General features: G+C 32.6%; 20 protein-coding genes and 1 pseudogene. 5 read left to right on the forward strand and 16 right to left on the reverse strand.

Translation table 11 applies throughout. The annotated features are described in order from the left end of the window. Window positions 1-132 precede the first annotated feature (132 nt). Window positions 133-981 carry a DUF5643 domain-containing protein gene (locus THYS13_RS07865; protein WP_235603314.1) on the forward strand — a complete coding sequence of 283 codons (849 nt, stop codon included), beginning with the start codon at window positions 133-135 and terminating at the stop codon, window positions 979-981. Between the two features lie 226 nt (window positions 982-1,207). Here THYS13_RS07865 and THYS13_RS14660 read toward each other — a convergent pair whose 3' ends face one another. From THYS13_RS14660 to glgB, 14 genes and pseudogenes are all read right to left on the reverse strand, one after another. Then, complete coding sequence (locus THYS13_RS14660; RefSeq protein ID WP_042834020.1) at window positions 1,208-1,462, reverse strand: DUF1648 domain-containing protein; 255 nt, start codon at window positions 1,460-1,462, stop codon at window positions 1,208-1,210. Beyond that, window positions 1,452-1,823, reverse strand: coding sequence for an SdpI family protein (locus tag THYS13_RS07875; RefSeq protein ID WP_065214140.1), 372 nt, complete (start codon window positions 1,821-1,823; stop codon window positions 1,452-1,454). The genes THYS13_RS14660 and THYS13_RS07875 overlap by 11 nt, the downstream gene beginning before the upstream one ends. Before the next feature lie 120 nt (window positions 1,824-1,943). Then, on the reverse strand, window positions 1,944-2,597 hold the full coding sequence (locus THYS13_RS07880) for a hypothetical protein (protein ID WP_042834021.1): 654 nt from the start codon (window positions 2,595-2,597) through the stop codon (window positions 1,944-1,946). Window positions 2,598-2,599: 2 nt separating this feature from the next. Beyond that, complete coding sequence (locus tag THYS13_RS07885) at window positions 2,600-3,412, reverse strand: ABC transporter ATP-binding protein (protein ID WP_042834022.1); 813 nt, start codon at window positions 3,410-3,412, stop codon at window positions 2,600-2,602. A gap of 41 nt (window positions 3,413-3,453) precedes the next feature. Beyond that, complete coding sequence (locus tag THYS13_RS07890; RefSeq protein WP_042834023.1) at window positions 3,454-3,897, reverse strand: hypothetical protein; 444 nt, start codon at window positions 3,895-3,897, stop codon at window positions 3,454-3,456. Beyond that, entirely contained in the window at window positions 3,890-4,219 is a 330-nt protein-coding gene (locus THYS13_RS07895; protein ID WP_042834024.1) for a hypothetical protein, read from the reverse strand. Before THYS13_RS07895 ends, THYS13_RS07890 begins: the two co-directional genes overlap by 8 nt. After that, on the reverse strand, window positions 4,220-5,278 hold the full coding sequence (locus tag THYS13_RS07900) for a radical SAM protein (RefSeq protein ID WP_042834026.1): 1,059 nt from the start codon (window positions 5,276-5,278) through the stop codon (window positions 4,220-4,222). It lies immediately after the preceding gene. A gap of 79 nt (window positions 5,279-5,357) precedes the next feature. After that, the gene (locus THYS13_RS07905; RefSeq protein ID WP_042834027.1) at window positions 5,358-5,492 is read right to left on the reverse strand and encodes a subtilosin A family bacteriocin; all 135 of its coding nucleotides are present in this window, start codon (window positions 5,490-5,492) and stop codon (window positions 5,358-5,360) included. Window positions 5,493-5,695: 203 nt separating this feature from the next. Then, window positions 5,696-6,477 (reverse strand): annotated as a pseudogene (locus THYS13_RS13890) (LuxR C-terminal-related transcriptional regulator). Window positions 6,478-6,738: 261 nt separating this feature from the next. Next, window positions 6,739-8,298, reverse strand: coding sequence for an ABC transporter ATP-binding protein (locus THYS13_RS07920; RefSeq protein WP_161485935.1), 1,560 nt, complete (start codon window positions 8,296-8,298; stop codon window positions 6,739-6,741). A gap of 583 nt (window positions 8,299-8,881) precedes the next feature. Further along, on the reverse strand, window positions 8,882-10,318 hold the full coding sequence (gene glgA / locus THYS13_RS07925) for a glycogen synthase GlgA (protein ID WP_042834030.1): 1,437 nt from the start codon (window positions 10,316-10,318) through the stop codon (window positions 8,882-8,884). Then, window positions 10,315-11,460 carry a glucose-1-phosphate adenylyltransferase subunit GlgD gene (gene glgD / locus THYS13_RS07930; protein ID WP_042834031.1) on the reverse strand — a complete coding sequence of 382 codons (1,146 nt, stop codon included), beginning with the start codon at window positions 11,458-11,460 and terminating at the stop codon, window positions 10,315-10,317. The genes glgA and glgD overlap by 4 nt, the downstream gene beginning before the upstream one ends. A gap of 21 nt (window positions 11,461-11,481) precedes the next feature. Then, window positions 11,482-12,639 (reverse strand): glucose-1-phosphate adenylyltransferase, encoded by a 1,158-nt coding sequence (locus THYS13_RS07935; RefSeq protein WP_042834032.1) that lies wholly within the window; start codon window positions 12,637-12,639, stop codon window positions 11,482-11,484. Between the two features lie 10 nt (window positions 12,640-12,649). Continuing rightward, the gene (gene glgB / locus THYS13_RS07940; RefSeq protein ID WP_042834034.1) at window positions 12,650-14,530 is read right to left on the reverse strand and encodes a 1,4-alpha-glucan branching protein GlgB; all 1,881 of its coding nucleotides are present in this window, start codon (window positions 14,528-14,530) and stop codon (window positions 12,650-12,652) included. A gap of 276 nt (window positions 14,531-14,806) precedes the next feature. Between glgB and pulA the strand changes: the two genes are divergently transcribed. Together pulA and THYS13_RS07950 are read left to right on the forward strand one after the other, a co-directional pair. Then, window positions 14,807-16,684, forward strand: coding sequence for a type I pullulanase (gene pulA, locus THYS13_RS07945; protein WP_153039609.1), 1,878 nt, complete (start codon window positions 14,807-14,809; stop codon window positions 16,682-16,684). 181 nt (window positions 16,685-16,865) lie between these two features. Then, window positions 16,866-18,077, forward strand: coding sequence for an NADP-dependent isocitrate dehydrogenase (locus tag THYS13_RS07950; protein ID WP_042834036.1), 1,212 nt, complete (start codon window positions 16,866-16,868; stop codon window positions 18,075-18,077). Window positions 18,078-18,106: 29 nt separating this feature from the next. On the opposite strand, the gene THYS13_RS07955 is transcribed toward THYS13_RS07950, so the two are convergent. Together THYS13_RS07955 and THYS13_RS07960 are read right to left on the reverse strand one after the other, a co-directional pair. Beyond that, the gene (locus THYS13_RS07955) at window positions 18,107-18,625 is read right to left on the reverse strand and encodes a GrpB family protein (protein ID WP_042834037.1); all 519 of its coding nucleotides are present in this window, start codon (window positions 18,623-18,625) and stop codon (window positions 18,107-18,109) included. A 92-nt stretch (window positions 18,626-18,717) separates the two neighbouring features. Next, on the reverse strand, window positions 18,718-19,428 hold the full coding sequence (locus THYS13_RS07960) for a YIP1 family protein (RefSeq protein WP_082990400.1): 711 nt from the start codon (window positions 19,426-19,428) through the stop codon (window positions 18,718-18,720). 191 nt (window positions 19,429-19,619) lie between these two features. On the opposite strand from THYS13_RS07960, the gene THYS13_RS07965 reads away from it, so the two are divergent. Together THYS13_RS07965 and THYS13_RS07970 are read left to right on the forward strand one after the other, a co-directional pair. Next, the gene (locus tag THYS13_RS07965) at window positions 19,620-20,948 is read left to right on the forward strand and encodes a nodulation protein NfeD (protein ID WP_042834038.1); all 1,329 of its coding nucleotides are present in this window, start codon (window positions 19,620-19,622) and stop codon (window positions 20,946-20,948) included. After that, window positions 20,941-21,714 carry a slipin family protein gene (locus tag THYS13_RS07970; protein WP_006569198.1) on the forward strand — a complete coding sequence of 258 codons (774 nt, stop codon included), beginning with the start codon at window positions 20,941-20,943 and terminating at the stop codon, window positions 21,712-21,714. The genes THYS13_RS07965 and THYS13_RS07970 overlap by 8 nt, the downstream gene beginning before the upstream one ends. Window positions 21,715-21,738 lie beyond the last annotated feature (24 nt).

Here is a 21,738-nt window from a genome sequence, read left to right on the forward strand (position 1 = left end):
TTTCAATAGATGGATTAATTGTTGATGAAAGCCGCATAATAGTATTTTACTCCTATTGAAAGTAAATCTGATAAACCAATAAAACTTAAAGATATAAAATTATATGATGATAATAACCAACCATTAGAAGATGTGTCTGTAAGCCGGAGCGGTTTTGACAATTTAAACAAGGAAAAAGTAAGTTTTATAGACATTGCTTTTTCAGAAGAAAAAGATAGAATACCAGATAAATTAAATGTGGATTTTGAATTTAACGGTATAAAAAGTCCTCTATTTAACTTTTCTATTCCTATAAATAAAGAGAAGTTTATAGGATTAAAGGAAGTTTTTATTTTAAATAAAACAGTAGAAATAAACAGACAAAAAATTACTTTTGAAAAAGTGATAATTTATCCCACACGTATTGCTGTATATATTAGCTACGACACAAAAAACACTAAAAAAATACTTGGCTTTTATGACATGAAGATTACAGATGAAGACAATGATATATTCGGACAAATAAGTAATGGAGTAACTTCAACAATAAAAGATGATAATAACATAATACTTTATTTTCAGAGCAATTTCTTCAAAAAGCCAAAAAACTTATATATTGTCTTTTCAAAAATTAAGGCAATTGATAAAAATAAAGAATATGTTTTAATAGACTTAAAAAATAACACAATTTTAAATAAACCTGATGAAAAGCTTAATTTAAATAACATAGTAAATAATGGTAATTATATAGAACTTACGTTTACTATTGAAAAGATAGATAATTTAAATAATTATTATAGTCCTTTTTACAGCGAATTTGAGGACTCCTTTATGAAAAAATATAATTACTCAAATTTGAGCATTCATGCTGTAGAAAATGAAAAAGTAGAGAAAGTCATAATAAAAATTCCAAATGAATCTTATAATAACCCAATCAAATTTAAAATTGTAGATTATCCTCTTTTAGTTGGAGATAAAGAAATAAAGATAAAAATAAAATAAATAATCAAACAAAAGGAGATGGTTCCCTATTCAAGACCTTAAAATAAGAAAAACCGTCTCCTTGGTTTATTAATTTTATTTTAAACTTAATTTAATCATTATCAACTAACAATTTAAATGGGATATATTTGAGCATTTTACCATAAACAAGGTCAAAAGTTTCACAGTAACCTTCTGTTTCTCCGCTCACAGTTGGTATAAAAAGAGCTTTTATACTCACTCCTTATTACAATTGTAATTGTTTTAACAAAAGAAATGTTTCAGAAGTATTATTTGCGACCTCTGGGTTTCCTGTCAACCCAAAATGAATATACACTTGTGGCGGTAATTTGACATATAAAATTAAATTAATTATTGTAAATATAGCAAAAATCAACAGTGATAAATAGATAATATATTTTCTTTCAGTCTTAATGACATTTTCTGAACTTATATGACTTAAATCTTCCACTCCTTCTGCTTTATAACTTCTATTTATCATTTCGCCTTACTCCATTTTCATCAAATATTTTGTGCAAATGTTTTTCTGTAAAATAAATTATAGATATAAATAAAGGAATTATATAAATACTAAAGGATATTCCCATTATAGCTGAAGATACATTAAAAATGAACATTATTACATTAATTACAAATAACAATATCGAAAGCAAAATAAATAAATTGGCAGAGTATCTATTTGCTTCTTTGAAAACATCTTCATTTTTTGTTGCAAATTCAGTTTTATAGCCATAAAAGTAATTTATTTTTTTGGGAGGAAAATACTTTAATACCACCCCTACTAACAAAAAGTATAACGGAACACCAAAAGTAAGGAGTAATCTACCTATAAAGTCTTCCATATATTCTCCCCTCCGGTATTACTATCTTTCCCTTTCTCATCACTATATATTTTGCATGCATAAATTCCAAAAAGAGTAAAATAATCTTCATTTTGCCTCGCATCAATATTATCCATATAATCATGATAGTATTACTTTTTCAGAATCAACATTATTAATAAGAATAATACCCGTAATAAAGAGTAAAAAGGTGAAAATAATAATACTATAATTTACAACTTTTATAGAAACATTCTGGGAAACTATAAAATTGGGGAGGTATGAAAGCACAAATATTAAAATGAATTTAATTCCATATACAATTGAAACATTCTTTAAAGTAAGATCAAAATAGAAGATTAATAAAATACTTCCAATCACAAAAATCAAGGCATTACATAACGCCATAATAAAAGTAATTAATGTAACAGGGTGAAACATTAAAAACATAACTATTCCCCAAATTAATACTACACACATACTACAGATGATAGAAGGAAAGAGTTTAATTGCAAAAATTATCCCTGGTGGTAGAGGCAAAACAAAATATCTATGATAGAGATTACTTAATTTTTCTTTTTCAAAATTTATAGTCGTCATAAAAGCAGCTGCATACGAAATTATAATCATAAGAAATAAAGTATAAAAAGTGCGAATATCAGAAGAAGAACTCAATAAATCAAAAACATTTTTCATATTTTTTACAACAATTGCTACAACCAAATTTAAAAGGATAAAAGGGAATATTGACACTTTCAAAAAATTAACAACTTCTAATCTTATAAGTTTTAGCATTTTTACACCTCCATCCCCATAATCTTTATATATAATTCTTCAATATCTTTGATAACTTGATACTTTTGGATATTAAACTCTTTAATTACTTTTTCATCAACTACATAAAGATTCTTGTCTTTTACTTTATTATCCAAAAGTTCAGGATAATTACCCTCTACTAAATACAGCTCTTTTTTAATTTGAGTTTCTAGCAATGTTTCTCCTTCTTTTATTAATCCTATTCTGTCGCTTATTTTTTGTACTTCATTTAAATTGTGAGAACTAAAAAGTATAGTTTTGCCTTGCAATTTAAACTTTAATAGAATCTCTCTTATGGTAAGCTGCATTTCTGGATCTAAACCGGATGTAGGTTCATCAAGAATTAATAATTCCGGTTCTGGCAAGATAGCATTAATTAAAGAAACTTTCCTTTTCATCCCTTTAGAAAGTTGTTTCACTTTTTTATATACATCATTTCTGGAAAATTCAATTATATCAAGATATTTATATATTTTCCTATCCTCAATTCCATATATATAACATGTTTGTTTCAGGTTATCCAATACTGTCCACTCCGGGTTTAAAGTCTCATACTCAAACATAACTCCTATTTTTTTGAAATGTCCTCTGGACAAATTTTCTTCAAATATTTTTATTTCTCCACCATCTCTTTTAAGTAAACCGATTATTATACGTAACGTCGTTGTTTTTCCTGCACCATTCTTCCCTAAAAAACCGTAAATCTCTTCTTTAAAAACCGTCAGGTTTACATCTTTTAAAACAGGATTCCCATTTATTGATTTTTTAAGTTTTTTTACTTCAATTATTTTCATCGCGTACCTCCTCAATAAATTATTATCACTTTTAAATAATTCTATCTCCAAATTAAAAAATATGTTCCAAAATACAAAATTATCACCCAACCATAGGCCATTGAAACTTTAAATGATTCAAGAATAAAACCAAGTATCCATATTGAAATAATAATATACAGATTAGCAGCATAGTTGAAAATTTTTCTATACGCTATACTTTTTTGCGCAATCTTTAGAGGTCTTCTTAGACTTTTTAAAATCAAAGATATTCCATAAAATAGAATAATAAGAAAATTATTATGCGAATTGATTAAGTATACAAGAGCAACTACTATAGAAATCAAACCTATCACAAAATCCAAAAAATCTGATATTTCTATTTTTTGGCTATTAGTATTAATTATGTTATTTTTAACTGCTCTTTTCCCTTTCCAAATTATAGAGGTAAATCTAACATATCCATACATACCAAAAAGAATATAAAATAATATTTCATTAGGCATTTAAATCACCTCTAGTGTTTTTGAGGAAAAATCGAAAAAATTCCGGTTTTATTTTATTAACCCATTTACACTTTTCTATCTCTATTAGTCTTTCTTCAATAACTTTTCTAACTCTTAAAATACATGGTGTACAAAAGTTTAAAAACTTGCAATCTCCACATATCTCTCGTTCAGGAACATCTGCATTTGCATAAAAGAAAACAACATCTTTATAATTTTCAAAAAATGTTTTTGGATTGTATGGATCTATTTTACCAATTACATCTGAACTTAAATCTGCCATCACACAAGGTCTGACATTAAAGTTTGGATCAATTACCATTTATTTCCATCTAGCCCCACAATTTTTACAAACTGAATTTTTAGCAAAACCTTCAAATTGTACTATTGGAATAATATTTTTGTATTTCTCTCTTATTTTTTCTTCTTCATTAGCCAATTCCCACAAATCCTCTGCACTCCAAGAAAAATTCCTTGCTTTTCCAAAAGGTAAAACCGGACTGTAACTAAAAACTTTAACTCCTATATTAACACAAAGTTCTGCTACTTTTTCAATGTGTTTAATATTTTCAGGAGTTATAGTCATTGCTACTCTTACTAGAAAGTTGTATTTAACTAGTTTTTCAATATTTTCGACGGTAGTTAACCAAGCATTTCTTTTTCCCCTAAATTTATCATGATATTCGGGTTGATGGCTATCTAGACTGATACTCCAAAAAATTTGATTATTGTAATTACATATCTTTTCTAATAGTTCATCTGGCAGATATATTCCATTTGTAAGAACTCCAACTATGGAAAAATGCTGTACTGCAGTTTTTACTATTAGTTCAAAATCCGGGTGAATGGTAGGTTCTCCTCCAGTTAATTCTACACCACAAACAGTTTCATTTGCAAGATTTTCCAAAAGAATCTGCAATTTCTCAGCATCAATGAAAGTACCTTCTTTACCGTCTCTAATCCTATAACAATGAATGCAGTTCAAATTACAATTATCAGTAAGTTCAATAACAAGATGAGATGGCATAAAAAAATCTTTTGTTCCTTTTATAGTTAACTCTCCAGTTAGCGGCTTTTCTTTCAATATTACATGTTTTTTGTGAACAGCTTGTAATAAAAATTGTTTTACTTTATCATTATCAGGAAATAAATATAAAACTTCTCCAACTGTTCTTTTGCCATCGCATAATTTTAAAACAGTTTCAGCATCTTTATTGACAAACTCTAATGTTTGCTCTTTAAAACTATTATAAAAAGGTATTTCACCTTTTTCTTTAATTGTATTAATTGTTCTTTTTCTTTTTAAAATCCCATAAGTAGGAAATTCTAATAACTCATAATCCTCACTATTTAAACTAACGTATAATTCATTAACATCCATATGTATACCAATCCTCCTTTCATAAAAGATTTATAGTGTCCAGGAGAAAATATAACTTTTTCCCCTGGACACTATCCGTTTAATATGTCCAAAGCCCAAACAAACCTAGAAGTCCAGTACCTTCAAAATCTGGAACAGGACCATCTGCAAGGCAAATAGCACAGATAGCACAGGTAGAACAAATCTTTCCTTGAGTTGTATAATCTGGAGCCATTTTCTTCCCTCCTTTCTTATGTTATTTATCCACACTTGTCCACAATTGAAGAAGGCTGTACCAAATTCTTATTATTAAATTCATTTTTATCTTATCATACAAATTTTCCAATGTCTACTATACTTTAGTATAGTCTTTATTACATTTCCAGTTAAGGTTTACATAAATAAGCAAAAAACTATACTAAAGTATAGTCTCAAATTTTAATCCACATCTACCAGTCCCAACTTAATTGCCTTTATTACTGCCTCTTTAGTGTTTTTTACCCCAAGTTTTTCTACTATTTTTCTTTTGTGATATTTCACAGTCATAACCCCTATCCCAAGAGCTTTTGCTATGTCTAATTCTCTATATCCTTTTGCTTCCAATGTCAGTATTTTTATCTGGTTGTCATTTAATTTTATCTTTATCTCATTTAGCCCTTTTCCTTTTATTCTCTTTTCATACTCAGTTGCTATTTTCTCAGCTAGCAGTTTTATTACCATTGATACTTCATCCGCAATCTTTTTATCAATAGTTGATATATCCACATAGCCTACTATTTCCCCATTTTCTACTATTATAGGTGAAGCAATGCAGTGCCATTTTTTGAATATGTCACAGTAGTGCTCCTGAGGTCTTACATGCACTACCCTCTTTAATCGCATTGCCATTGAAATCGCATTTGTACCACAGCTTTCTTCTCTAAAGGATACCCCTGGTTCAAAGCCTGAACTTTTATACACTTTTTCTCTTTTGTGCTGCATTTTACATCCAACAAATATCCTTCAATGTCATTAAGCAAAAATAAATACTCACCTTTTACCCAATCCTCTTCTACACTCATATGAAAAGCTTCTATGAGTTCTTTATTGTTATGTATTTTCTTTTGCAAATCTTCTGGATTTAATATCACCAATGGCAGAGTTATTGAAGGGTCAATACCAATTCCCCTACATCGCTCATATGAAGAAATTAGTTCCTCCTGTGAACATAAAAAATCCATTTTTATACCCCCAAAAAGATTGAACCGTTTTTAATATTATACAATATTTAGAGCAAAATTTGTGAAATTTGGAACGAAAGTATCATTTTGGGGAACGAAAATGCATTTTTCGCCTAATATTTTACAATTAGAAATTATAAAAATTGAGGAGAATAACCTCCTCTTCTTGTTATTTCTGGGTCAACTATACACCGTTAATAACAATTACATGCCCGCTCACCTTTCTCCTATGCCTTTTATAAATTTAAAATTATTAACCTTCTAAAAAGTTCCTTGATTAATAGGAAACTTAATTATTTTATCCGCAATACTTGCCAAACTGGGGTCATGGGAAATCACAATTACAATTTTATTTCTCTTAAGTTCAGTAAGTATCTTCATAAATGTCGCTATACCTTCTCTATCTAATGCATTTGTAGGTTCATCAAATATAACTACATCTGCTTCTTTTAGTAAAGACCTTGAAATTGCTATCCTCTGTCTTTCGCCTCCTGATATATTAGACGATTTTTCATTGATTTCTGTATCATATTTTTTATCAAAATATTCAATAAAATCTAATAAATTAATCTTACGTATTTTATTCATAATCTCTTCTTTATTCGTGTCTTCTTTGCCATAAACCAGATTGTTATATATGGTATCTTCTAAAAGATAAGGATGCTGCTCCGTAAAAGAAATAAGTTTTTTTCTCACAGAATACATATTAAGCTCTTCTATAGGAATTCCGTTATACAAAATATTTCCTTCTTTAGGTCTATATATCCCAAGCAGTGTATGCACAAATGTAGATTTACCTGCGCCATTTTCACCCACTATCAGATAAATATTGCCTTTTTCAAAACGACATGAGACATTATTAAAAATCTCCTTTTCACCTATCAAAACCGTTAAATTCACGCATTCTATTACATTTATCTCATTAATAACCTTATCCCCATTGTGCTCTTTTTCCATGCTGATAAGTTCATTTATTCTGTCCTTTGCAACTTTATATTTCTGATAGGATTTCCCACTTTCAATAATACTTGCAACTCCCGGTATTAAAATTTGTACATATATAATAGCAGTAGTTAAATTTCCTATTGAGGTTGTGCCCTTGCCCAAAGATATACCCAGTACAATTATTACAACAGCAAAAAACAGGTGGGTCATTAAATTTGAGAGATTGGATAACCAAAAATCGTACCTTAAAAATTTAATAGAGGACTTTACAAATGGTATGCTTGCTTTTAAAAATTCACTGTCAATTTCCTCATACCATGAGTTAATCTTTATTACCAGTATATTAAACAATTGTCTGCCTATCCTTGAAAAAAATTGAGCTTGTTTTTCCAACATATTTTTATTTAAAGAATAATAACGAGCTTGAGAAAGTTTGTAAAACATTATATACATTGACACAATGAGTAAAGATAAAAATCCCAGTAGTGTATTTATGCTAAAAAGTATTGGAATCAGTGCTGTTATTTTTAACATTTCTATTACTGCATAAGGGAATTTCTCTACAACACAGTCTGAGATAGTAACAGAATCATTATTAATCCTTTGTGCAAGATACTGTCCGTTAATGCTTGATATTTTTTCATAAGGTAGCCTTTTGACCTCATACATAATATCAGATTCAATATCTATTAGCATGTAGTTTGAAATTTTTACGTTTAGATAGTAAGCTATGTACATGCTTACAAATTCTAAAATTATTAATACTGTAAACTTAAATAAAAATTCTCTTATCGTCAGATTTGCGCCTCTTTCTACTTTTGTTATTAAATCGATGTAAAAATTAACAGTGACAAATAGATAACATATTTTTTTCAATTTTAATGGCATTTTTTGAATTTATATGATTTAAACCTTCTACTTCTTTCACTTTATAACTTCTATTACTATTATAATCTCGCTCTACTATACTTTTGTATAGTGTCTTCCCTGCGCCATTTGGTCCTATAAGTCCTGAAATTTCCCCTTTTATATGCTTCTATTAAAAATATAGAGACAATAATATAAAAAATCTCACCTGCATTTAAGATAAGGTATATTTCCAGTTAAAAATCGTGTTCCATAACACAAAAATTATGTTAAATATAAGAAACATTAAGATTAACTTAGCTAATTTATTTTCCATCATAATCACCTAATTTTTGTAAAAAAATATGCAGTATAGATACCGCAATAATATTTTATCTTAATCTTTATTTTTTAACTTTACCCTCTATAATAACAATACGATGCACAATAATAATCACATCCTTTACCTGCACCACCATACATCCAATCCACGGGGCAGTAATAAATTGAACACCCCCATTACTGGTCCTGGATCTACTTGTACAGAATCTGATACATTTTTCTATTATTATAGGCGAGGTAACAAATCTCATCCCATTAAGATAAAACTACATCAACCTTTCAACAGACTTTCATAAAGCAAAAGATATTCTTTGGCTGAAGCATTCCAGCTGTGGTCTACTTCCATAGTCTGCCTTACTATATTATTCCATTTTTCTTTATCCTTGTATATGGACAGTGCATACTCAATTACATGAAGCATATCGTGGGCATTGTAGTTTGTAAATGAAAAACCCGTCCCTTCGCCAGTATACTCATTATAAGGGGTCACTGTGTCTTTGAGTCCTCCCGTTTCTCTTACAATTGGAAGACTTCCATACCTCTGGGCTACCTGCTGGCTTATGCCACAGGGTTCAAATAAAGAAGGCATTAAAAACATATCTGATGAAGCATATATCTTTTTAGCCAGCGAATCACTAAAGTCGATTACTGCAGCCATTTGGGAGGGATATTTAAAAGCAAAATATTTAAAAGAATCCTCATAATTCTTTTCTCCTGTGCCAAGAACAACAAAATGTACTCCTGTGCGCAGAATATCCTCTAATACGGCAAGAGTCAAATCAATTCCTTTCTGGCTGGTAAGCCTTGATACAAGCCCTATTAAAGGTATATCCTCTCCTACTTCAAGTTTTAAATCTTTCTGAAGCATCACTTTGTTTTGCCTCTTCTTATCAAAAGAATTTATGTCGTAATTTATATATATGTCTTTATCCGTCTCAGGGTTATAAAAATCATAGTCGATTCCATTGACTATTCCCACTAATTTGTTCCCTATCCCCTCCAGCAGTCCATGAAGTCCTTCTCCGTAGAAGGGGGTTTTTATCTCTTCTGCATAAGTTTTGCTGACAGTTGTTACTTTGTCAGAGTATATGATTCCTCCTTTCATAAAGGAAATCCCGTCGTAGTATTTAAGTTTATCCTCTGCATAATACTCATCTCCTAAAGACAGGAGGTCTCCCAAAACTATCTTAGGAAATACTCCCTGAAATTTTAAGTTATGTATAGTAAATACTGTTTTTATTTTTCTATGCACATCGCTCTCGGTGTAGTGAGCCTTTAAAAGAACGGGAACAATACCTGTGTGCCAGTCATTACAATGGATTATATCTGGTTTAAAGTCCTCTAAATAGTATATAGATTCTAAAATGGCTCTGCTAAAGTATGCAAACCTCTCCCCATCATCATAATATCCGTAATATTGGTGCCTTTTAAAATAATATTCATTGTCCAAAAGGTAATAAGGAATTCCTTCAAATTCTACATATTCAATTCCACAATATTGATTTCTCCAGCCCACAGGCACTATAAAATTTGCAATGTGTTTTACTTGAGCCATGTACTCCGAGGGTATTTGTCCATATTTAGGAAGCATTACTCTCACATCTACACCAAGTTTTCTCAATGCTTTTGGTAAAGAATAAGCAACGTCTGAAAGCCCTCCTACCCGCGCAAAAGGATAAGCTTCTGATGCTACAAACAGTACTTTCATCTTCTATTTTCTCCTGCCTTTCTAAGTAAATTTTCAACTATTTCACCTTTCTCAATCACAATAGGAAACTTTTTATCGCCAATAAGCCTCTTACCCTCTTCTATTATTACATTTTTATCCAGTATGGTGTTTTTCAAAAATGCGCCCCTTTCGATTATGCAGTTTGAAAACACTATAGAATCCTCCACCACAGCTTCTTCTTTTATCTCAACTCCTCTTGAAATTATGCTATTTTTAACCCGCCCTTTTATAAGGCAGCCATTTGAAATAAGAGAATTTTGCACCTCACAGCCCTCGTAATATTTTGTAGGAGGAGAATCATTCGTTTTTGTATATACTTTGCCCCTTTCAAAAAACAGCTCCCTTCTTACCCTCAAGTCCAATATATCCATTGAAGTTAAGTAATAGTTTCTAACCGAGTTTACACAACTTAGATAGCCTTTATATTCATACCCTCCTATATTGAGTTTATCTAAACTGTCGTATATACATTCTTTAAAAGAGTTGTACTTGCTCTTTTCTATGGCTTTGTAAATAAAGTCTATCAGAAGTTCTTTCTTTAATATGAAGGTCTCCATTGAGATATTCACACTTGCATTAAGCCCTAAAACTCTTCCAACACTTAAAACTTCGTTTTTTTCATTTAAATTTAGCACATCACAGTTTAAAAATCTCCCTTCCGTGTCATTTATTTTTTTGTATAAAACCGTAATATCATTTCCCATTTCTTCATGGTATTTGGCGACTTCGTTAAAATCTATTTTGTATATCATTCTAGAAGAAGCAAGTATTATATGGTCGCCAGAGCTTCTGTAAAAAAACTCCATATTATTTTTCAAAAGTTTTACATCGCTTATAAGGGGATTTTCCAAAGAATAATTGAATATGAAAAGTCCTCCGTTTTTCCTGTTTAAATCCCATGGCTTGCCCGTGCCTAAATGGTCAACTAAAGAGCGGGAGTGAGTCTGACCAAAAATTCCTACAGTTTTTACACCAGCATTTACAAGATTTGAAAGTATAAAATCTATCACACGGTATCTCCCAAAAATTATAACAGAAGCAAGGGGTCGATTTATTGTAAGACTTTTTAAATTGCCCTCTTCTTCATTTAAATTTAATACACCTATATAATTAGCAAGCATAAAATTCTCCCCTTTCCTAATTTATTCGATAGAGCCCTTAACAATCTCTCCCTCTTTTATCACAGTTATTCTCTTTTCATTGCCTACAATACTTTCCTTCTTTATTACCACCTTAGGTCCAATTATGCTGTTTATGACTCTCACTCCTTCCTCAACAACTGTATCAGACATAATGATAGAATTCCTCACTTCCGCCTTTTCTCCAACCAACACACCATAAGATAAGATGGAATTTGAAACAGTACCAAATACTATGCAGCCTTCAACAATAAGAGAATTTGAAACTTTTGCAGAAGAACCAATGTACTGAGGAGGATATGCAAAAGAGGAGCTGTATATCTTCCAATTATTATCAAATAGGTTGAGGTCTATCCCTTCGCGGATAGAATAAGGATCTTCATTTATGAGGTCCATACTTGCTTCCCAGTAGCTATTTATCGTACCAACATCCTTCCAATATCCGTTAAAAACGTAAGCATACAACTTATAACCTTTTTTCAACATCTTAGGAATTATGTTTTTGCCAAAATCGTGGGAAGACTTTTCATCTTTTGCATCTTCAAATAAAACTTCTTTTAACTTTTCCCATTTAAAGATGTATATTCCCATTGAGGCTAAATTGCTCTTTGGCTTTTTGGGCTTTTCTTCAAACTCATATATCCTATAATCATCATGAGTGTTCATTATTCCAAAGCGGGAAGCCTCTTCTATTGGCACTCGAGTCACAGCAATTGTCACATCCGCATCTTTTTGTTTGTGAAATTTTAGCATTTTCAAATAATCCATTTTATATATGTGGTCTCCAGAAAGAATCAATAAATTTTCGGGATAGTATTTTTCAACAAAATTTATATTTTTAAGTACTGCATCGGCTGTTCCACTGTACCAGCTTCCTCCTTTTTCCTCAGTGTAAGGAGGGAGTATGGCAACACCTCCATTGACCCTGTCCAAATCCCAGGCACTTCCTATACCTATATGAGAATGAAGTATGAGGGGTTGATACTGAGTCAAAACTCCTACCACTTCTATAGAAGAATTAGAGCAATTGCTTAAAGTAAAATCGATTATACGGTATTTCCCTCCAAACTCTACTGCAGGTTTTGCATTCGTCTTTGTCAAAGATTCAAGTCTGCTGCCCTGCCCCCCTGCAAGAATTAATGCAATAATCTCCCTTTCCATAAAAATCACCTCACTCATATTGTGGTTTTAATATCACTGCGGAAAGACGAGGCAATTTTATTTGTATGCTGTAAGGCTTGCCGTGTATTCCTATTTTTTCAGCTTCAATGAGATTTTCGTTCACAAAGCCTTCCCCTCCGTATTTTGTATCATCACTATTTAAAATCTCTTTATACAAAGAATATTCAGGCACACCTATTCTGTAGACAGGATAAGATACCTTACTAAAATTGCACACCACTACCAAAAAGTCCTTCTTGTCCTTTGCAAATCTTATGTAAGAAATAATACTTTGTTCGCTGTTATGGACATCAATCCAGAGAAAACCCTCATGAGAATGGTCCATTTCATAAAGGCTTTTATTAGAAAGATATACTTTATTTAAGTCCTTGACGTATTCCTGCAGGCTTTTGTGCATTGGGTAATCCAGCAGAAACCAATCCAGCTCCTTTTTGAAGTCCCACTCTATGAACTGTCCAAACTCTCCCCCCATAAAAATTAGCTTCTTCCCTGGATGAGTCATCATGTAAGCATATAGGGTTCTTAAATTTGCAAACTTTTCTTCGTAACTACCAGGCATCTTATCAAGTAAAGATTTTTTACCGTGAACTACTTCATCATGGGACAAAGGTAAAATAAAATTTTCTGAGTAAGTGTACATTATAGAAAAAGTTAAAAGATTGTGATTCCACTTCCTTTCCTCAGGAGGAAGTGTCATATACCTTAAAGTGTCATTCATCCACCCCATGTCCCATTTGTAATTAAATCCTAATCCACCCTCGTAATCGGGATAAGTAACCAAAGGATAAGCACTTGATTCTTCTGCAATCATAAGGGGATTTGGAAAATTAGTGAAAATCAGCCTATTTAAATCGCGAAGAAAGGAGACTACTTGGTCGTGAACCTCTTGCCTTCCAGAACGGCTGTTAAGATAAAGCATATTAGAAATGGCGTCACATCTTAAACCGTCAATGTGGTATTCTTTGAACCAGAAGTAGGCATTAGAAAGGAGAAAGTTTCTTACCCCTGGCTTTGATACATCAAAGTTTGCCGTCCCCCAATAACTATTTTCTCTTATGAAAGGGTCTTCATACTCGTAAAGGTGCGTCCCGTCAAAATTATAAAGTCCGTGCTCATCCTTGCAAAAATGCCCAGGAACCCAATCCATAATCACTCCAATGCCGTGCCGATGAAGAGTATCTACAAAATACATAAAATCCTCAGGAGCGCCAAAGCGGCTCGTCACAGAAAAGTACCCTGTTATTTGATATCCCCAGGACATGTCCAAAGGATGTTCCATCAGCGGCAGTAGTTCCACATGTGTATATCCCAACTCTTTAACATACGGCACGAGTAATTCTGCAATTTCTCTGTAGTTTAGTAGCTCTCCATTTTCTTTCCTTTTCCATGAGCCTAGATGAAGTTCATATATGTTCAAAGGCTCCTCAAAAATGTTTTTCCTTTTCCTTTTTTCCATCCATTCTCCATCCTGCCATTTGTATTCAGGCAGATTTTTTACAATTGAAGCTGTATTAGGCCTTACTTCTGAAAAAATGGCGTACGGATCTGCTTTAAGAAGTTTTCTCCCATCTTTTGTATGTATTTCGTATTTATAGAGTTCTCCTTCTTTTAACCCTTCTATAAAAATCCACCACAATCCCGAATCTTTTACTTTTAACATCATGTGACCTCTTGCATCCCAATCATTGAAATCCCCTGCCACTCCCACTCTAACTGCATTGGGAGCCCAGACGCAGAACACTGTGCCTTCTTTACCTCTGTAATTTATGAATTTACTTCCCAGGAAAGTGTAAGATTTGAAATGTTCCCCTCTTAAGAATTTTCTGATATCTGAAAGATAGATGGTTGATTTTTTATAGTGAACTGCCATTTTGAAAACACCCCTTTTATATATATTCTTCAGGGGAAAAATCAGAGAACTGAAAAAGAGATGAAAAAATAAAGACATGTTTTAAAATAAGGCTTAATATTAAATATCTCTTTATTTTTAGTATAGCATTTTCCATGATTTTGTTCAAGAAAATTTTAACTGAAATTTGTAAAGTTTTGTATTATAATATTATAAGAATTTTTGTTGTTACTAAACCATTAAAAGAATAAACACAAACTAAAAAAACATATGATGAAAAAAGAAAGGAGAGTTTCAATGTACAAAAATTTTGAAGAATATGCGGTATACAGCGGAGATGACTTGGGATGCATATTTAATCCATTGTACTCGAAATTCAGGCTGTGGTCTCCAACTGCAGAAAAAGTATATTTATGCCTCTTTAAAGACAACAAAAAGAGAGAAATAGAAATGGAGAAAAGTGAAAACGGTACATGGTTTGTTGAGATAAAAGAAAACCTAAAAAATGCTTTCTACACATACAACATCCTAAGAAAAGGCAAGTTTGTGGAAACTGTAGACCCTTATGCAAGGGCTTTAACGGCAAACGGAACCCACGGTGTAGTGATTGACCTTAAAGATACAGATCCTCCTGGATGGTCAGAAGATGTAAAACCTCCTTTTGATGACCCTGTTGACGCTGTAATATATGAACTTCATGTAAGAGATTTTTCTTTTAATAAGGACTCCGGCATCAAAAACAAAGGGAAATATCTCGCCTTTACAGAAAAAGGCAGCAATTATAAAGGTGTAAAAACCGGCCTTGACCATCTGGTGGAACTTGGCATAACCCATGTTCACCTTCTCCCCTTTCAGGACTTTGCAAGTGTAGATGAACTAAAGGGTGGGTACAATTGGGGATATGACCCTTATCACTACTTCGTACCCGAAGGAAGTTATGCTGTAGATCCAAATGACCCTTTATCTCGAATAAAAGAAGTAAAAGAGATGATACTTTCTCTCCACAGAGCAGGTATACGAGTTGTGATGGATGTGGTTTACAACCACACATATTCTATTTTTGATTCTATTTTCGACAAAGTAGAACCGGGGTATTTTTATAGGCACAATCCCGATGGCAGTTATTCTAACGGCTCAGGCTGTGGAAATGAAACTGCATCTGAAAGACCTATGGTAAAAAAATTAATAATAGATTCATTGAAATACTGGGTAAAAGAATACCATGTAGATGGTTTTAGATTTGACTTAATGGGACTCCATGATATAGACGCAATGAAAGAGATAGAAAAAATTTTACATTCTATAGATCCTTCTTTGCTATTATATGGCGAACCGTGGACAGCAGGTCCTTCTGTTTTGCCTTTAGAAAAGCAATTTTTAAAAGGAGCTCAAAAAGGCACGCGAATAGCGGTATTCAACGACAATTTCAGAAATGCAATAAAGGGATTGCCGGACGACGAATCTAAGGGCTTTGCTACAGGAAAGAAAAATGTTGAAAAAGATATTATGAAAGGAGTAGTAGGTTCTATCGAATATTCCAGTGAAATTAAAGACTTTGCGCTAAATCCGCAGGAGACTATAAACTATGTCTCTTGTCATGATAATTTAACTTTGTGGGACAAAATTTCAAAAAGTAATTCGGAGGCTACTGAGGAAGAAAAAATTCTAATGGATAAACTTGCCACTATGATAATATTTACCAGTCAAGGCATCCCCTTTATACATGCTGGGGAAGAATTTTTAAGGACAAAAAGGGGAAACAATAATAGTTACAATGCAGGAGATGAAATAAACCAGCTCGATTGGCCAAGAAAGTTATTATACAAAGAAGTATTTGAATATTATCAAGGCTTAATAAAGTTAAGAAAAGAGCATCCTGCCTTTAGGATGCGAACAGCAGAAGAGATAAAATCAAAACTTCGTTTTATAAAATCTCCAAAAAATACAATTGCTTTCTTAATCTCAGATAATGCAAACAATGATCCCTGGGGAAAAATTATTGTAATCTACAATCCAACAAAATCTAAGGTTGATGTAAAACTTCCTCAAGGGAATTGGAAGGTAGTTGTTGATAATAAAAAAGCCGGAATTTTCCCCATAGAAAAAGGCGATTGGACATTTTCAGGCAATATGCTTACAGTACCTCCACTTTCTGGGATGGTTCTTTTTAGCTAAAAAGACAAAGGGGACGGTTCCTCTTGTCTGTCCTGTATTTAGGTCAAGTTGTGAAAGTTCAATTAATAGATATTGCAAAAATCCCTTATATTCTATATAATAGAATCAAGCTGTGATAAAAAATCGCAATAAAGCATTTTAAAAATTTTATTGCTACATTTCAAACAAAGGGGAGAAGAAAATGGCACAAAAAATTGAGATGAAGGTTCCTATTGTTGAAATGGACGGGGACGAAATGACAAGAATCATATGGAAATTGATAAAAGAAATACTTTTAGAGCCCTATATAGACCTTAAAACGGAATATTATGACCTTGGAATTAAAAACAGAGACGAAACTAATGACCAGGTCACAGTTGATGCAGCATACGCAATAAAAAAGTACGGAGTCGGGGTAAAATGCGCTACAATCACTCCAAATGCAGAAAGGGTCAAAGAATACAACCTTAAAAAAATGTGGAAAAGCCCTAATGGTACAATCAGAGCAATACTTGACGGAACAGTTTTTCGCACACCTATTATTGTAGAAAGTATCAAACCTCTCGTAAAAACATGGAAAAAACCCATTACAATTGCGAGACATGCCTATGGGGATATTTACAAAGACGTAGAATACAGAGTTGGAGAAAAAGGCAAAGCAGAACTTGTGTTTACTTCTGAAAAAGGAGAAGTGTCAAAGCAGACAATACATGAATTTGAAGGCCCTGGAGTTATACTCGGTATGCACAATACTGATGAATCAATAAAAAGTTTTGCAAAAGCATGTTTTAATTACGCCCTTGATACAAAGCAGGACTTGTGGTTCGCAACCAAAGATACCATATCAAAAACTTATGACCACAGATTTAAAGACATATTCCAGGAAATATATGAAAATGAATATAAAGAAAAATTTGAGGAAGCAGAAATTGAATATTTCTATACCCTTATTGACGATGCCGTAGCTCGAATTGTAAGGTCTGAAGGCGGAATGATTTGGGCATGCAAAAATTATGACGGCGATGTAATGTCAGATATGGTAGCAACAGCATTTGGAAGCCTCGCCATGATGACTTCTGTACTGGTATCTCCTGATGGTAAATACGAATTTGAAGCGGCTCATGGAACAGTTACAAGACATTATTATAAATACCTTAAAGGAGAAGAAACTTCTACAAATTCTATTGCTACAATTTTCGCATGGACAGGTGCTTTGAAAAAGAGAGGAGAAATTGACGGAATAGATTCTCTTGTTGATTTTGGAGATAAGCTTGAAAAAGCATCTCTCAAGACAATTGAAAAAGGGATAATGACAAAAGACTTAGCTATGCTATCTGACTTGCCAAATAAAACTGTTGTAAATACAGAAATTTTCCTCATTGAGATTAAAAAAACTTTAGAAGAAATATTATAAAAAGGAGAGACAAGGGACCATTCCCTTGTCTATTGTTCTTTCATTGCCTTTTGATCAATCTCTTTGATAAAATGATCCTTCCCTTTAATATATTCTTCAATATTATAGGGATACTTTTTGGCTAATTCGTCTTTCAAGTCAGAATAGGCTTTTACCTCATCTGGATGATTTATTAGATAATCCCTAAATCGAATATGACGTGCAATTTCGGGATTTCCAGTTTGAAAAATATGAACATGATGTGTACGATTAATCTCATCCCCTTTTATGAAAAATCTCCGATTTGGGATTCCGTTTTCCCCTACAGGAATATAGCCTTGTTGAATTAGCTTGTCATTAAATTGGTCTACTTTATCTATTTCTTTAACCTCAATTAAAATATCAATTATCGGTTTAGCTTTTATATTCGGAATAGCTGTACTACCAATATGGTGAATATCAACGATTATATCTTTCAATATTTCCCTTAATATTTCTGCTTCATCTTCAAATTTTTTCTTCCAATCTGATTGATAATCAATAACTTCTACTTTTCTCTTATTTTTCATTTAAGTTTCTTCACCTCTAAGAATAAATTTGTTAGCATAAAAATATGGCTTTTACCAGTAATTTCGAACTTTCTTACTGTCATTCTTGCATATCAATCCAGCAGTTTATAATAATCAATATTCACAAACACCGTCACAAGAAACGCAAAAACTGTAACCCAATAAACATCGCTCTTCTTCATTCCACTTGACATTTTTATTCCTATAGCTATTATAACAAACTGCCACACAATGAAGGGATCAATACTTCTCAAAAAGCCATATATTGTAGTTCCTTTTAACGAAGGAAACAACAATGCAGGTGACATATCCACTAAAAGCTGTCCTGTAAAAAAGGATGCAATAAAGCATATTAGAAAATATATTAAAACAGGAGTATAGGCATAACCAGTAATTGAAAATAATTGTGTTACATCCACTTTTCCTCTAAATACCCATTTGATTGCAGCATAAAGAGCTAACACGATAAAAATCCACGAAAGTGTATTATTTATAAGCGTAGAAGTTATTACAGATTTTGGCGCTAATTTAATAGCTAAATTTATTTCCTGTGGCGTAAATCCTGCATCTGGTTGCGATAACCTCATTTTTAAAAGTTCACGTATATGTCTTTCATATACAGGATAACGTAAGATATAAAGAAATACTATCCCAACAATTTTAACTATAGCTGGATAAACTAATTTAGGTTGATACATTAAGTTTTTTATTGTAATAGAAGGTTTAAATAGAATTCCGTAAATTCTTTCGAGAAAATTTAAATTTTTTATGTCTTCTTCTGTTTCAACTCTAAAAAACGCCATTAAATATCCCCCTTTTAGGTTAAAAATAAAAAAGGTTTTTGACTTTTTTGTCGAATATATAAATCAATAAACATATAAATTAAATTCTACATTTTTATAAAAAATCCTTCAAGAAAAATTCTGCCAATCACATAAAATACTATATAAAATTTTTCAGTTATGTTAAAATGTTATTAAAGGGGGAACAAAAAGTGTTTAATTTAAGGAAAATTTTACTATTTACAATCTTGTTAATCTTTGTAATACTTCCACTTTATTCTTTAAAAGCAGCCTCGCCCCAAAGTCCCGTTTATGTGCTATCCATTGATGGCCCTATTGTACCAGTTGTCGCAGATTACATTGAAAATGGTCTTCATGAAGCAGAAAAAAATGGTGCAAATTGTATAGTCATAGAACTTTCTACTCCTGGCGGTTTGTATTCTACTACTCAAAAAATCGTCACAAAAATACTAAATTCTCCTATTCCTGTTGTAGTATATGTCTCCCCCGCAGGAGCTTGGGCGGGTTCTGCTGGTACTTTCATAACACTTTCAGCAAATGTCGCTGCAATGGCTCCTGGAAGTAGAATAGGCGCTGCCCATCCTGTATCAATGGAAGACGACACTGCTTTATCAGATGTACAAAAGCAAAAAATCACTCATGACGCTGCTGCTTGGATAAGAAGCATCGCAGAAAACAGGGGGAGAGACCCCAAAAATGCTGAAATGGCAGTTATTGAAAGCAAATCTTTTACTGACACAGAAGCATTAAATGCCCATTTAATCGATTTTAAAGCTACTAATTTAAACGACCTTCTAAAAAAAATAAACGGCCTTACAGTCAAAAATTTTGACGGCACAACTACAACTTTGCAAACTGATGGTCCAATCAAATACTTTCCAATGTCTTCAGCTCAAAAATTTCTCTTTGCAATAAGCGATCCAAATATTGCTTATCTTCTCATGAGCGCTGGTATCTTGGGCATTGTATTGGAGCTTTATCATCCTGGTGCTATCTTTCCCGGTGTGGCAGGAGGAATAAGCTTACTTTTAGGCCTTTACACACTTGGAACATTAAATGCTCAATTAAGTGGAATGCTTCTTGTCATATTAGGGCTTGTGCTTTTGGCATCTGAGGCGTTTGTTGTAAGCCATGGCATTTTAGCAGTGGGCGGTATAACTTCCTTCGTACTTGGCTCTTTAATGTTATTTAGTGGAAACCAAATGGGACTCACTATTAACAAAGGAGTAGTTTTCGCAACAGCCTTTTTCATGGCAGCTTTTGTTTCTTTCCTGTTAGCTGCTGTTATAAAAGCTCAAAAGAGAAAAGTAGTCACAGGAGTAGAAGGTCTAATTGGTGAAATAGGTATTGCAGTAAGTGATATTAATCCAAATGGCATAGTCTTAGTAGAAGGAGAAAGGTGGCAAGCAGAATCTAAAGAGTATATTGTAAAAGGCGAAAAGGTGGTCATTACAGCAGTAGAGGGTTTGACAGTTAAAGTTGAAAAAATAAAAGAGGGAGGCAGTATAAAAAATGATTGAGAGTTTTGCATTTCTATTCACTTTATTAATAATCCTTATAAGTTTAATTTCCGCATCCATTAGAATAGTACAAGAATACGAAAGGGGCGTGATTTTTCGTCTTGGGCGCTACGTAGGTGTAAGGGGACCAGGAATATTTTTCTTGATTCCTATAATAGAGAGAATGCAAAAAGTAGATTTGAGAGTCATAACAATGGAAGTACCAACACAAGAGGCAATTACAAGAGACAACGTTACTGTTAAAGTAAATGCAGTAGTATATTTCAGAGTAATAGACCCTGCCAACGCTGTTATAAAAGTTTTAGACCACATAAGAGCAACATCTCAGCTGGCACAAACTACACTAAGAAGCGTTTTAGGTCAGTCTGACTTAGACGAATTATTATCTCACAGAGAAGAAATAAACAAAAGGCTCCGCGAGATTATAGATGAGGGAACAGAGCCATGGGGAGTAAAAGTAAATCTTGTAGAAATAAGGGATGTAGAACTACCACAAAGCATGCAAAGGGCCATGGCAGCACAAGCAGAAGCAGAAAGAGAACGCCGCGCTAAAATTATAAACGCTGATGGAGAATATCAAGCAGCTGCAAAACTTGCTGAAGCTGCTCGCATCATAGCCTCACAACCCGTTTCTCTGCAACTTAGGTATCTTCAAACTTTAAGAGAAATAGCTAATGACAGGTCAAACATAGTAGTTTTCCCTCTATCTTTGGATATTCTACATCAATTTTTCCCTCAAGGACAAAAAGAAAGTAAAAATGAATAGTTTTAAGCTGCTGAGTTTTCAGCA

Source organism: Thermoanaerobacter sp. YS13, from assembly GCF_000806225.2.
In the GTDB taxonomy this organism is placed as follows: domain Bacteria; phylum Bacillota; class Thermoanaerobacteria; order Thermoanaerobacterales; family Thermoanaerobacteraceae; genus Thermoanaerobacter; species Thermoanaerobacter uzonensis.